Source organism: Rhizobium yanglingense (assembly GCF_977109285.1).
On sequence record NZ_CDSAWY010000001.1, the window covers coordinates 180,161 to 192,833 of the forward strand.

Genomic DNA, 12,673 nt, shown 5'->3' on the forward strand with positions numbered 1-12,673 from the left:
CAAGAGAATTACTTCGCAGAAGCAGCAAAGCGTAAATGACTGCGCCGCTTTGCTGATACTGCAGATTGGTTCGCGTGGCCGCTTCCCGCCGTCCTAGCGCAAACCAAGTGAATTCTTTGCTAATATAGCCCGTCCAGCGCTCAAATTGGTTGCAAGTCAAACCTGAAGCATGCTGTCTACAGTGGCGCATCTGCAATGAGTGAAAGCCTTGGCCACGCAACCGTCCGGCCTGCATATGAAAACGCCGCCGCCGCGCCGCAAGCGCCGCGCAGCATTGTGGCTGATGCTCACGCTTTCGATCTCGCTCGTTGCCGGCACGGTCCTGCTATCCAACGACATGCGCCATCTGCGCACCCTGGCAGCTTTGTCGGGCTACGGTCTCAACCTGCAGGTCCAGCAACCAGAACCACCCCCGCTACAGCCGGTAGAGGTTGCAAAGCCTGCTCCGCAGCTGTCGGTCAAGATCCCGCCGAGGCTGATCGAGGTTCCGCAGCCCGAGCTCGCCGGAAATTTCCTGCGGACGTGGCGGACGTCCGGACCGGACATGTGCGAAACGTTGCGCAAGGCAGGCATAGAGATGACCCAATGGCGTGCCTCCGCGATGGGCAGCAGCGCCTATGAATGCTCTTTTCAAGAGGTCTACAAGGAAGACGGGGAGCGCCCGCTGAGTTCTTTGTTTCTGATCATTCGCGGAGATCGCAAAGGCGCGATTTCCAACATGCGCGCCAAGATCGTCGGGCCGGCGACGGATAGCGCGGGCCGGCTCGATCCGTCTTTCATGCGCGTTTTCGAAACGGTGCTCGCACAATCGCACTGGCTGGATTTTCACGATGCCTTGAGCGCGATCCGAGAACTGAAGGATGTCAGAGAGGAAGGTTTTGGCGCGAGCGTCGTCTTCTCCCGCGAATTCAGCAGCGAGAACAGCTTCAATTTTATCATGACGATCAAGGCGGCACCCGGTGCGCAGATGCGGACGAGGGCCTATTTTTCGACCGAACGCTGGATGCCCGCGCCGGGCAAAGAGGTCTCGGAAGCACTGCCGCCAATCTTCCGGTAGTTAGAAATAAGGCTCGAAGAAGCGCCGCACGGCGTCGATTTCGTTCGGACGGATGTCATGTCCGCCTACGTGCCACTCGGTCTCGGTCGCAGCCCCCTGCCCGGTGAAATAGCCGGCGAGCGCTTGGGTCAGCCCGACCGGAGAGATCGGATCACGTTCGCCTGCCGTAATCAGCACCTTGCGGCCCTGGAGTTCCCGATTGGCCTTCGGCCGAAACGGAATGAGAGGATGCATGAGCACCGACGCATCGAACAGCCCGTTTTCGATCAAGACATTCGCCAGGATGTTCGCACCGTTTGAAAAGCCGAGACCAAGGATGTGCGACGCGCCGTGATCGACCGTCATGTCTTTCACGAAAGACGCCAATTTCTGCGTGGCCCTGGCAAGATCGTCCATGTCGTAGACGCCCTCGCCGGTGCGCTTGAAAAAGCGTGCCGCGCCGTGCTCTGAAACATCCCCGCGGGGAGAGACGATCGTCGCATCGGGCAGAAGCCGCCGTCCGAAGTCGAAGAACTGGTTTTCATCCCCTCCGGTGCCGTGCAGCACAAAGAGGATGGGTTTTCCCGGTGCACCAGCATGGAGCCGGTGCACATAGCTGTGGTCGTTCATCGATCTGCCCCTTAAGCTTCGAGCGGTTGCAGGTGCTGCTCGATCAGTTGCCGCAGATGCGCGTGCTGCTGCGGCAGCTTCAGCGCTTCGCCGAGATGAGCCGTGTCTTCGTCCCGGTCGAAGCCGGGTTCGTTGGTGGCGACCTCGAAGAGAATGCCGCCAGGCGTGCGGAAATAGATCGCCCAGAAATAATCCCGGTCGATGACCGGCGTCACCTGGTAGCCTGTGTCCATCAGTGCCTTGCGCACCTCGAGCTGCTTTTCGCGGTTGTCGACAGCAAAGGCGACATGGTGCACGGAACCGGCGCCCGGCAGAGCACGGGAGATATTCGGCATCGTTTCGAGATCGACCAGATGCGCGCCGTTGCCGCCTGGCATCACCAGCCGCTTTACGCCGTCTTTCTCGTCTTGAACCTCATAGCCCATGAATTTCAAGAGTTCGGACGTTGCGCCCTCATCGCGAAGGCGCATGGCAACCGAGTGGAAGCCACGGATGGCGTGATCCTCGCCGATGCCGCCATGCGTCCAGGGCTGGCGGCCGTCGTCCCTGACTTCAACAAGCGCGAAACCGTCGCCATCAGGACCCGCAAAGTGCAGTCGCTTTTGGCCGAAGCTCTCGTCCGCCTTAAGACCACTGACGCCGAGCTTGGTGAGACGGTCGTTCCAAAAGCCGAGCGAGCCCTCAGGAACGGAGAAAACGGTCGTACCGACTTCGCCGGTGCCCGGACGGCCCTGCGCCATCTTGGGAAACGGGAAATAGGTCATGATCGAACCCGGCGAACCGGTCTCGTCGCCATAATAGAGATGATAGACGTCAGGCGCATCGAAGTTCACAGTCTTCTTGACGCGGCGCAGGCCGAGCGCGTTTGTGAAGAACTGGTTATTTGTACGGGCGTCCTCCGCCATCGATGTGACGTGGTGCAGGCCCTTGATCTGGTCGAGCATGTCGAGACCCCTTTCTTGCCCGCAACGGCGAGCCTTGATGGGTCATAGATGATTGCTTGGAGCGATTTGGAATAGTCCCAGAGACCAAAACGCATTGTCTCCTTTTATTGAACACCGGTCCGAAGGTGTTCAGAAAACTCTAGGCATCCTGCGGATTGGCGGGCAACTCCCAGTCGACGGGCGCGCGGCCGTGAGACTGCAGGAAAGCGTTTGCCTTCGAAAAATGCCGACATCCGAAAAAGCCGTTATGCGCCGAAAGCGGCGACGGATGCGGCGCCTTGAGGACGAGATGACGGTCGGTATCGACAAAGGCCGCCTTCCGCTGCGCGTAGGAACCCCAGAGCATGAAGACGACGGCCTCGCAGTCCTCGTTGACCTTGCGGATCACCGCATCGGTGAAACGCTCCCAGCCCTTGCCCTGATGCGACGCGGCCTGCGCCTCCTCGACGGTCAGAACGCTGTTCAGCAACAGCACGCCCTGGCGGGCCCAATGCTCCAGAAAGCCATGCCGCGGCGGCTTGATACCGAGATCGGTTTCCATCTCCTTGTAGATATTGACCAGCGATGGCGGAATGCGCACGCCTGGTCGAACGCTGAAGCAGAGCCCATGCGCCTGTCCGAGGCCGTGATAGGGATCCTGCCCCAGAATGATGACCTTCACCTTTGCAAGCGGGGTAAGATCAAGCGCGCGAAAATACTCCGACCCTTTTGGGAAGATACGCTTGCCGCTTTGCTTCTGCACCAGCAGGAAATCCTTGAGCTGCTGCATGTAGGGACTGGTAAATTCGGTCGCGAGTGCCGCCTTCCAGCTCTCTTCGAGCGCGATGGTCTGTTCGCTCATCGATAGTCCTCGTTCCACCGAAGGGGGGATAGGTTTGCCTTGAAAAGGGAGGCGCGCAATATTTTAGTCACCTATCGCGGCCAAAATTTACGAAGTATCGTTAGACTGGTGATAATCGCGCAGGAAAGCAAGCATCAGCAAAGGCTTAACACGCATGAAATTTGGAACAAGCGGCCTGCGCGGCCTTTCCACCGATCTGAAAGGCAGGGCGTCGGTGGTCTACGCGACAGCGTTCGGGCAATATCTTCTTGAGAGCGGGCGGGCGCAAAAAGGCGACCTCATTCTGCTCGGCCGCGATTTTCGTGATTCCAGCCCTGCAATCGCTGCGACATGCGCTTTCGCGCTGACCGCGCTTGGCTTCAGGGTCGCCGACTGCGGCACCGTCCCGACACCAGCGCTGGCATTTTATGGATCCCGCAATAGAGCCGCGAGCCTGATGATCACCGGCTCGCACATCCCGGCGGACCGCAACGGCATCAAATTCTACCGACCTGATGGCGAGATCGACAAGGCGGACGAGGCGGCGATTTCCGATCTTGCAGTCAAGCTCGAGAACTCCCTGCCTGAAGAGGCAATGGCGGGAGAAGCGAAGGTCGAGGACCGGTCCGGCGACTGCGCTAGAGCCTTCATGGCCCGCAACGCCGGCATTCTCTCCAAAAATGCCCTTTCCGGCCAAAGGATCGGCGTCTATCAGCATAGCACCGTTGCCCGCGACATGATGGTGCAGCTTTTGTCGCACTACGGCGCCGAAGCCATCGCGCTTGGACGATCGGAGACCTTCATCCCAGTCGATACCGAAGCCGTTTCGGCAAAGACCGTTGCGCTCCTCAAGGACTGGGCGCAGTCCCTGACACTTGATGCGCTCGTTTCGGCCGATGGCGACGGCGACCGGCCACTGGTGACGGATGAGAACGGCATGCCGCTGCGCGGCGACTTGCTGGGGCTGATCACTGCGAATTTCCTGGATGCCGGGACCGTGGTCACGCCTGTCACCTCCAACTCCGGCATCGAAGCCGCCGGCGCCTTTGCCGTCACCCGCACGCGCGTCGGCTCACCCTTCGTCATCGCCGGCATGCAGGAGGCGATCTTCGCAGGCAAGGACCGCGTGATGGGCTTCGAGGCCAATGGCGGCCTGCTGACCGGTTCGGATTTCAGCGTCAATGGCAGGACGCTTGAGGCACTGCCGACACGCGACTGCTTCCTGCCGATACTGGCAGTCCTTTCGCTGGCAGCGGCGCAAAAGAAGCCGCTGTCGGTCATTGCCGCCTCCTACAATCTCCCGATCGCCGCCGCCGATCGGCTGGAGAACTTCCCCGTCGAGACCAGCGCAAAGTTGATGGCTTACCTGCGCGCCCTACCGGAAAACCTGGCGGATTTCCTGAAGCCCATTGGAAGCCCCTCCATGGCGAGCGACATCGACGGCTTGCGCGTCACGCTGGCCGACAGGCGCATCATCCACTTTCGCCCCTCGGGCAACGCGCCGGAGATGCGCTGCTACGTCGAAGCTGAAACCGAACACGCCGCAAGCCAGTTGCTTGAAGCCGGACTGAGCCGGGTCAGGCAGTGGGCCGGACAGAACTGATTGAAGACAGAAGATTTTGAGGAAACGCACCCGATGACGCAAAAGATCGTTCCCGTGATCATGGCAGGCGGCAAGGGCACACGCCTGTGGCCGCTGTCGCGCGCTGCAGCCCCCAAGCAGTTCATCCAGTTCATCGGCGACAAGACGCTGTTTCAGGAAACGCTCGCCCGCGTCTCCGATCCGGCCCTCTACGAAGCACCGGTCGTGCTGACCAATGAGGAATTCCGCTTCCTCGTGGCCGAACAGGCCCGCGAACTCGATCACGCGCTGAAGGCGATCCTGCTGGAGCCGGTTGCCCGCAACACCGCACCCGCCGTTGCCGCCGCTGCCGCCCTCGTCGCCGACCTTTTCGGCAAGGACGTGATCATGCACGTGCTTGGCTCTGACTATGAGATCGTCGCCGATCAAAGCTATTTCGACAGCGTCCGCGCCGCGCGCGAAACGGCCGCCAGCGGCAAGCTCGTGACCTTCGGCATCAAGCCGACCGAACCGGCAACCGGCTACGGCTATATCGAAGGCGGCGAGAACCTTTCGGCAGGCGCACAGACCGTGAAGCGCTTCATCGAAAAGCCGCCCTTGGACAAGGCAAAGGAGATGGTGGCTGCCGGCGGCTTCTACTGGAATTCCGGCATGTTCATGTTCCAGGTGGGAGCGCTTCTGGCGGAAATGCGCAATTATGCGCCGGATGTCGTCGCCGCGGCGAGCGAGGCTGTTGCAAAGGCCACGCGCGATCTCGACTTCACCCGTCTCGACGCCCAATCCTTTACGAAGGCCCCCAGCATCTCGATCGACTATGCAATCATGGAAAAGACGGCCAATGCCGCTGTCGTGCCCTCGCCCTTCAAGTGGTCGGATCTCGGCAGCTGGGATTCCGTCTGGAAAACCGGGACGCGCGACCCGAACGGCAATGTTGCAACCGCCAATACGACGCTTGTCAACAGCCGCAACTCGCTGGTGATGAGCCACGGCGTGCATCTTGCCGTCCAGGGGATGGAGGATGTCGCGGTGATCGCCAGTGAGGATGCCGTCTATGTCGGCAAGCTGCAGGACAGCCAGAGCGTCGGCGACCTCGTCAAGACGCTCGCCGCCCTGCCCGCGACGTCGAAACTGACGGAGACCCATCCGACCTCGTACCGGCCGTGGGGCGGTTATACCTCGATCTTCAACGGCGACCGTTTCCAGGTGAAGCGCATCTTCGTCACACCCGGCAAGAAGCTTTCGCTGCAGAAGCATCACCACCGCTCGGAACATTGGATCGTCGTCAAGGGCACGGCCGAGGTGACGATCGGCGAGAATGTGCAGATGCTGCGGGAAAACGAGTCTGTCTATATCCCGCTCGGCGAGGTGCACCGCCTCGCAAACCCGGGCAAGATCCTGCTCGAACTGATCGAAGTGCAGACCGGCTCCTACCTCGGCGAGGACGATATCATCCGCATCGTCGACGAGTTTGGGCGCAGCTGAGAAGTGGGGCCGTCTTGAATTTATAACGGTGCGCCTGTAACACGATCGCGTTTTGCCGCCGGCAGGCCGCGATCGTTTTTGATGAAGGTTATCCCATGCGCATTGTTATGATTGGTTCGGGCTATGTCGGTCTCGTCTCCGGCGCCTGCCTTGCGGATTTCGGCCACCACATCACCTGCGTCGATAAATCCGAAGCGAAGATCGACGCCCTTGAACGCGGCGAAGTGCCGATCTTCGAGCCGGGCCTCGATGCCATCATCGAGCACAACCGCAGCGCCGGCCGCCTGGATTTCTCCAAGGATCTCGCTGCACCGGTTGCAGACGCCGATGTCGTCTTCATCGCGGTCGGCACGCCGTCGCGCCGCGGCGACGGCCATGCCGACCTGAGTTACGTCTATGCCGCCGCGCGCGAGATTGCCGCAGCCGTCAGCGGCTTCACGGTCGTCGTCACGAAGTCCACCGTTCCCGTCGGCACCGGCGACGAGATCGAGCGCATCTTCCGCGAAGAGTTCCCCGGCAAGGACATCGCCGTCGTCTCGAACCCGGAATTCCTGCGCGAAGGTGCCGCCATCACCGACTTCAAGCGCCCCGACCGCATCGTCATCGGCACCGAAGAGCCGCGCGCCACCGAAGTCATGCGCGAAGTCTACCGGCCGCTCTACCTCAACGAGGCACCGCTTTATTTCTGCGAGCGCCGCACGTCGGAGCTGATCAAGTACGCCGCAAACGCCTTCCTCGCCATGAAGATTACCTTCATCAACGAGATTGCCGACCTTTGCGAACAGATCGGTGCGGATGTGCAAAAGGTTGCCAAGGGCATCGGCATGGACAAGCGCATCGGCGACAAGTTCCTGCATGCCGGCCCCGGCTATGGCGGCTCGTGCTTTCCGAAGGACACGCTGGCGCTCGTCAAGACCGCGCAGGACTATGACAGCCCGATGCGCCTTATCGAAACGACGGTTGCAATCAACGACAACCGCAAGCGCGCCATGGGGCGTAAGGTGATCGCCGCCTGCGGCGGCAGCGTGCGCGGCAAGAAGATCGCCGTCCTCGGCCTGACCTTCAAGCCGAACACCGACGACATGCGCGATGCGCCGTCGATCACCATCATCCAGGCCTTGCTCGACGGCGGCGCCACGGTTCACGTCTATGACCCGGAAGGCATGCACGCGGCCAAGGAAATGCTCGGGCCGGTGACCTACGGCAATGACCCTTACGAGATTGCCGAGGGCGCCGATGCCATCGTGCTCATTACCGAATGGGATGAATTCCGCGCGCTCGACTTCAAGCGCCTGAAGACCACGATGAAGAACCCTGTCGTCGTGGACCTGCGCAATATCTATCCCGTCGCCGAAATCACGCGCCACGGCTTCAGTCACTTTGCCGTCGGCAAGAAGACCGAGTAGAGATAGAAAATGCACTACTTCATAACAGGCACCGCAGGCTTCATCGGCTTTCATCTCGCGCGGCGCTTGTTGCAGGATGGGCATCGGGTTACCGGTTTCGACGGCCTGACGCCCTATTACAACGTCAAGCTCAAGCATATGCGGCATGCGGCTCTGGCGCAGTTCCCGGCCTTCAAGCCGGTGGTCGCCATGCTTGAGGATCAAAAGGCGCTCGAAGATGCGGTCGGCAAGGCAAAGCCGGACATCCTGATCCACCTCGCGGCCCAGGCCGGCGTCCGCTACAGTCTTGAAAACCCGCGCGCCTATCTGAGCTCGAACGTCGAAGGCTCCTGGAACATTCTGGAAACTGCCGAGCGCCACAATGTGCAGCATCTGATGCTGGCCTCGACTTCTTCGATCTATGGCGCGAACCCTTCCGTTCCCTTCCATGAGACCGACAGGGCCGACGAGCCCCTGACGGTCTATGCCGCGACCAAGAAGTCGATGGAGCTGATGGCGCACAGCCATGCGCATCTCTACAAGCTGCCGACCACCGCCTTCCGCTTCTTCACCGTCTATGGTCCCTGGGGCCGCCCGGACATGGCGCTCTTCAAGTTCGTAAAGAGCATGCTGGAAAACCAGCCGATCGAAATCTACGGCGAAGGCAAGATGAGCCGCGATTTCACCTATATCGACGATCTCGTCGAGTCGATCGTGCGGCTTTCCGCGATTATGCCTTCGGAAGAAAACCGCATCGCCGACGACAAGGTCGAGACGCTGTCCCGCCAAGCGCCGTTTCGTGTCGTCAATATCGGCGGCGGTCAGCCGGTCAGCCTGATGGACTTCGTGGAGACAGTGGAAAAAGCGCTCGGCCAGCCGGCTGAGCGCAAAATGCTGCCGATGCAGAAGGGCGACGTGCCGCGCACCTTCGCCAGCCCGGACCTGCTTGTCGCCCTGACGGGTTACAAACCCGATACGAAGCTTGAAACCGGCGTCAGGGCCTTTGTCGAATGGTATCTGGAAGCCCGCCGGGAGCTGGAGCCGTAACTGCCAGCATCCGGCTGCCCGCGCCTGATCTGGCCGGGGTCCGGCCGGCCGGCGAAATGAACCTGCCGATCTCCGCAGCCGGCATCGGATAGCCGAGCGCGTACCCCTGCAGCATGTCGCAGCCGAGCTGCGTCAACGCTTCAGCATGGCCCTCCGTTTCAACACCTTCAGCGATCACGCCCACATTGAGCGCCTTGGCGATGTCGATGATCGAGCTGACGACACAGCGCTGCTCCTCGGATTCGACGATGTCAGTCACCAGTTGCCGGTCGAGTTTCAGGCATTTTGGGCGCAGCCTTGCCAACCCGATCAACGAGGCGTGCCCCGAACCAAAATCATCGATCTCGATATCGATGCCCATCTGTTTGATCTGATCGATGTTGCTCAGCAGCTTGTCATCGGGATCGTCGAGAAAGATCGTCTCCACCAGTTCGAAAGAGAATTCGCCAGGAGGAACCTTGAGCGCCCGCAGGCTGTCGAGCAGCGCCGGATCGAACAGACGCGCGCTCGAAATATTGACCGCTATGCGCGGAATGGCGGCACCCCGATCCTGCCAATGCCGGCGATCCTCCAGCGCCATTTTCAAAATTGCCGCGTCGATATCCGCCGACAGCCCATTCTCATCCGCGGCCTTCAAGAAGACGGCCGGCGACAGCACACCCCTTTCTGGATGAATCCAGCGGGCAAGCGCTTCGAGGCCGGAAATCGCCCGCGTCTTGGCGTCGAACTGCACTTGGTAATGAGGAACAATCTCTCCGCGCTCCAGCCCGCGCTTCAGCTCTTCGGCGAGACGCCGTTTGCCGAGCAGGTCCTCGCGCAACTGCCGGGTAAAGAATTCGATGCGGTTTACCCCAAGTTTCTTCGCCTGATAGAGCGCAAGATCGGACTCGGTGAACAGATTGCGCGTCCGCCGGCCGGCACTCCATGATATTCCGATCGAGGTACCGGACTGCAGCAATTCCTGGCCGAACCGGATCTTCTTTCGCAGCCGCTGCTGGACATCCGCGGCAATGCGCTTGAGCTCTTCGACACCTGCGAAATTCCACAGCAGAATGACGAATTCATCGCCGCTAACGCGCGCAACGAGGCTGTTTCCTGGAACGGCGGCCGTCATCCGCAGCGCGGCCGCACGCAAAACGGCGTCGCCTGCGGCGTGGCCGTAGCTATCGTTGATCTGCTTGAACTGGTCGAGACCAAGGTGAAGGATCGCAAGCGTCGAGATCGACTTGTCGGCATGCAGTTCGACAAACCGCCTGTCGAACAGGCGGCGGTTGGGCAGCCCAGTCAGATAGTCATGTTCGGCAGCATACTCGATCCGTGCGTTGCTTTCCTCGAGCGCCCTTGCCCGCGCTTCGGCGACCTGCCGCTGACGCTTCAGTTCGGCGTTCAGCAAGACATCGGCCGTGACGTCCCACTCGGCGCCGATGAATGAGGGAGCACCTTCCTCGCTGAGGTAGAAATGCGCCCGCGAGCGCAAATGCCGGATTTCGCCGTTCGGCAGGATAATACGGAATTCGGAATTATAGGCGCCACGCCTGGCGATCGCCTCGTCGAATTCCTGCACTGCGCGTTGCCGGTCTTCCGGATGAACCGCGTCAAACCAGAACGATGTGGGAAGGACCCGCATGGTCTCGCCCGTTTGATAGAGCCGGTGCATTTGCGCATCCCAGAGGATCTGATTGGTGCGCACATCGTGCTCCCAAACGCCGATCTGCGACGCATCGAGCGCAAGCTCGAGGCGCCTTAACAGATCCTGGAATTCCTGTTCCGACCGGGTCGGTGTCCTTTTCGGCAATTCGGTGTCTCAGACTTAAGCAGGTGCGAGAAATCATAATACTGTCTCAAGCCCACATTAACGAAGCCTTTTATGGATTACCGAGCTGGCTATTGGGAGTACCCTTCCTTACTCCCGCAGGAAATATTCGCTTAATGATTGTGGCGCGGCGGAACCCTTGCAATCTGGCGGAAGTCTGCCGCCCCTTCAAGCACAGCCCCTTCCGAAAGCTGACTGACCGACCGGCGGTAGATGCGCTGCCATGGCGTCGCGTCCGGCGGTACGGGCGGGATGCCTTTTTCTTTCCGGAATTCGATCTCGGCGTCGTCGACCAGCATATCGCAGCGGCCCAGATTGAAATCGATGCGGATGATGTCACCGGTGCGAAGCCAGGCGAGACCGCCGCCAGCGGCACTTTCCGGCGAGGCATTGAGGATCGAAGGACTGTCCGCCGTACCGGATTGGCGGCCATCGCCGATCGTCGGCAGGCTGCTGATGCCGCGTTTTAAGAGGTGGTCCGGCGGCTGCATATTGACGACTTCGGCTGAACCCGGCCAACCGATCGGCCCTGCCCCGCGGATGACGAGGATCGTATTCTCGTCTATATCGAGCGACGGATCATTGATGCGCGTGTGATAGTCCTCGGAACCGTCGAAGACGACCGCCTTGCCCTCGAATATGCCTTCATGTCCAGGCTCTTGCAGGTAGCGTCTGCGGAAATCGTCCGAGACCACGCTCATCTTCATGATCGCGAAATCGAAGAGATTGCCCTTGAGTACGAGGAAGCCAGCCCGCTCCTTGAGAGGTTCCGCAAACGGCCGGATGACCTCACGGTCGCTTGCCTGCCGGCCTTCCAGGTTTTCGGCCAACGTCTTGCCGGTGACGGTCCGACAGTTGCCGTCGAGCTTAGAGGCCTGCAGCAGTTCCCACATGACCGCAGGCGTGCCGCCTGCCCGGTGATAGCGCTCGCCGAGATAGGCGCCTGCCGGCTGGACGTTGGCAAGCAGCGGGATATCGAAGCCATGGACCTGCCAGTCGTCGGGATGAAGCTCGACACCGGCATGCTTCGCCATGGCCGCCAGATGCGGCTGCGCATTGGTCGAACCACCGATCGCCGAATTGGTGCGGATGGCGTTGAGGAAAGCCTCGCGCGTCAGGATATCCGACGGCTTCAGGTCTTCGAACACGATCTCGACGGCACGGCGCCCGGTGCGGTAGGCCATCTGGCCGCGCTCGCGGTAAGCCGCCGGAATGGCGCCACAACCCGTCAGCGACAGGCCAAGTGCTTCGGCAAGCGCGTTCATCGTCGAAGCCGTGCCCATCGTATTGCAGTGGCCGACGGATGGTGCGGAATCGAGCGCGGCCTGAAGGAACTCTTCGCGGTCGATTTCGCCGGCACCGTATTTGCGCCGCATGCGCCAGATCACAGTTCCCGATCCCGCCAGTTCGCCCTCGTGCCACCCATCAAGCATCGGCCCGCCTGAAAGTACAATGGCGGGAATATCGACGGTGGAAGCCGCCATGATCGCCGAAGGCGTGGTCTTGTCGCAGCCGGTGGTCAGCACGACGCCATCGAGCGGATAGCCGTAGAGAATTTCGACGAGCCCGAGATAGGCGAGATTGCGGTCGAGTGCGGCCGTCGGACGTTTGCAGTTTTCGAAGATCGGATGCGTCGGGAATTCGATCGGGATGCCGCCGGCATCGCGGATGCCGTCTCGCACCCGCTTGGCAAGTTCGACATGCACCCTGTTGCAGGGCGTCAGATCGCTGCCGCTCTGGGCAATCCCGATGATCGGTTTGCCGCAGCGCAACTCTTCCGGTGTGATGCCGTAATTCATGAAGCGCTCCAGATAGAGCGCCGTCATGTCAATATGGTCAGGATTATCGAACCAGTCCTGCGAACGCAGGCGGCGCTTCGACGGCTTGTAATCGTTCATTCTTTCCTCCAGAACGGGCAGTCGGCATATCTTCCC

General features: G+C 60.7%; 10 protein-coding genes. 5 read left to right on the plus strand and 5 right to left on the minus strand.

Annotation, left to right across the window (positions count from 1 at the left end; all coding sequences use genetic code 11):
• Positions 1-208: 208 nt before the first annotated feature.
• Positions 209-1,057 (plus strand): DUF6030 family protein, encoded by an 849-nt coding sequence (locus ACW4PC_RS00900; RefSeq protein ID WP_455872554.1) that lies wholly within the window; start codon positions 209-211, stop codon positions 1,055-1,057.
• Here ACW4PC_RS00900 and ACW4PC_RS00905 read toward each other — a convergent pair whose 3' ends face one another.
• From ACW4PC_RS00905 to ung, 3 genes are all read right to left on the minus strand, one after another.
• Positions 1,058-1,666 carry an alpha/beta hydrolase gene (locus tag ACW4PC_RS00905; protein WP_455872555.1) on the minus strand — a complete coding sequence of 203 codons (609 nt, stop codon included), beginning with the start codon at positions 1,664-1,666 and terminating at the stop codon, positions 1,058-1,060. It abuts the gene before it with no gap.
• A gap of 11 nt (positions 1,667-1,677) precedes the next feature.
• Complete coding sequence (locus tag ACW4PC_RS00910) at positions 1,678-2,610, minus strand: VOC family protein (protein WP_455872556.1); 933 nt, start codon at positions 2,608-2,610, stop codon at positions 1,678-1,680.
• Between the two features lie 139 nt (positions 2,611-2,749).
• Complete coding sequence (ung, locus tag ACW4PC_RS00915; protein ID WP_455872557.1) at positions 2,750-3,451, minus strand: uracil-DNA glycosylase; 702 nt, start codon at positions 3,449-3,451, stop codon at positions 2,750-2,752.
• A gap of 154 nt (positions 3,452-3,605) precedes the next feature.
• Between ung and ACW4PC_RS00920 the strand changes: the two genes are divergently transcribed.
• The 4 genes from ACW4PC_RS00920 to ACW4PC_RS00935 all read left to right on the plus strand — a co-directional run bounded on the left by ACW4PC_RS00920 (position 3,606) and on the right by ACW4PC_RS00935 (position 8,926).
• Positions 3,606-5,033: a phosphomannomutase gene (locus tag ACW4PC_RS00920; RefSeq protein ID WP_455872558.1), complete on the plus strand. Its 1,428-nt coding sequence runs from the start codon at positions 3,606-3,608 to the stop codon at positions 5,031-5,033.
• A gap of 33 nt (positions 5,034-5,066) precedes the next feature.
• Positions 5,067-6,494, plus strand: a complete 1,428-nt coding sequence (locus tag ACW4PC_RS00925; RefSeq protein WP_455872559.1) for a mannose-1-phosphate guanylyltransferase/mannose-6-phosphate isomerase — start codon at positions 5,067-5,069, stop codon at positions 6,492-6,494.
• Positions 6,495-6,589: 95 nt separating this feature from the next.
• Entirely contained in the window at positions 6,590-7,900 is a 1,311-nt protein-coding gene (locus tag ACW4PC_RS00930; RefSeq protein WP_455872560.1) for a UDP-glucose dehydrogenase family protein, read from the plus strand.
• 9 nt (positions 7,901-7,909) lie between these two features.
• Entirely contained in the window at positions 7,910-8,926 is a 1,017-nt protein-coding gene (locus tag ACW4PC_RS00935; protein ID WP_455872561.1) for an NAD-dependent epimerase/dehydratase family protein, read from the plus strand.
• On the opposite strand, the gene ACW4PC_RS00940 is transcribed toward ACW4PC_RS00935, so the two are convergent.
• Both ACW4PC_RS00940 and ACW4PC_RS00945 read right to left on the minus strand, forming a co-directional pair.
• Positions 8,874-10,721 (minus strand): putative bifunctional diguanylate cyclase/phosphodiesterase, encoded by a 1,848-nt coding sequence (locus ACW4PC_RS00940; protein WP_455872562.1) that lies wholly within the window; start codon positions 10,719-10,721, stop codon positions 8,874-8,876. The genes ACW4PC_RS00935 and ACW4PC_RS00940 overlap by 53 nt on opposite strands.
• Positions 10,722-10,852: 131 nt before the next feature.
• Complete coding sequence (locus ACW4PC_RS00945; protein WP_455872563.1) at positions 10,853-12,637, minus strand: IlvD/Edd family dehydratase; 1,785 nt, start codon at positions 12,635-12,637, stop codon at positions 10,853-10,855.
• Positions 12,638-12,673 lie beyond the last annotated feature (36 nt).

Bases quoted from the DNA above. Each gene is read 5' to 3' on its own strand.
- ACW4PC_RS00905 (WP_455872555.1), bottom strand. From the start codon at position 1,666: ATGAACGACCACAGCTATGTGCACCGGCTCCATGCTGGTGCACCGGGA.
- ACW4PC_RS00910 (WP_455872556.1), bottom strand. From the start codon at position 2,610: ATGCTCGACCAGATCAAGGGCCTGCACCACGTCACATCGATGGCGGAG.
- ung (WP_455872557.1), bottom strand. From the start codon at position 3,451: ATGAGCGAACAGACCATCGCGCTCGAAGAGAGCTGGAAGGCGGCACTC.
- ACW4PC_RS00920 (WP_455872558.1), top strand. From the start codon at position 3,606: ATGAAATTTGGAACAAGCGGCCTGCGCGGCCTTTCCACCGATCTGAAA.
- ACW4PC_RS00925 (WP_455872559.1), top strand. From the start codon at position 5,067: ATGACGCAAAAGATCGTTCCCGTGATCATGGCAGGCGGCAAGGGCACA.
- ACW4PC_RS00930 (WP_455872560.1), top strand. From the start codon at position 6,590: ATGCGCATTGTTATGATTGGTTCGGGCTATGTCGGTCTCGTCTCCGGC.
- ACW4PC_RS00935 (WP_455872561.1), top strand. From the start codon at position 7,910: ATGCACTACTTCATAACAGGCACCGCAGGCTTCATCGGCTTTCATCTC.
- ACW4PC_RS00945 (WP_455872563.1), bottom strand. From the start codon at position 12,637: ATGAACGATTACAAGCCGTCGAAGCGCCGCCTGCGTTCGCAGGACTGG.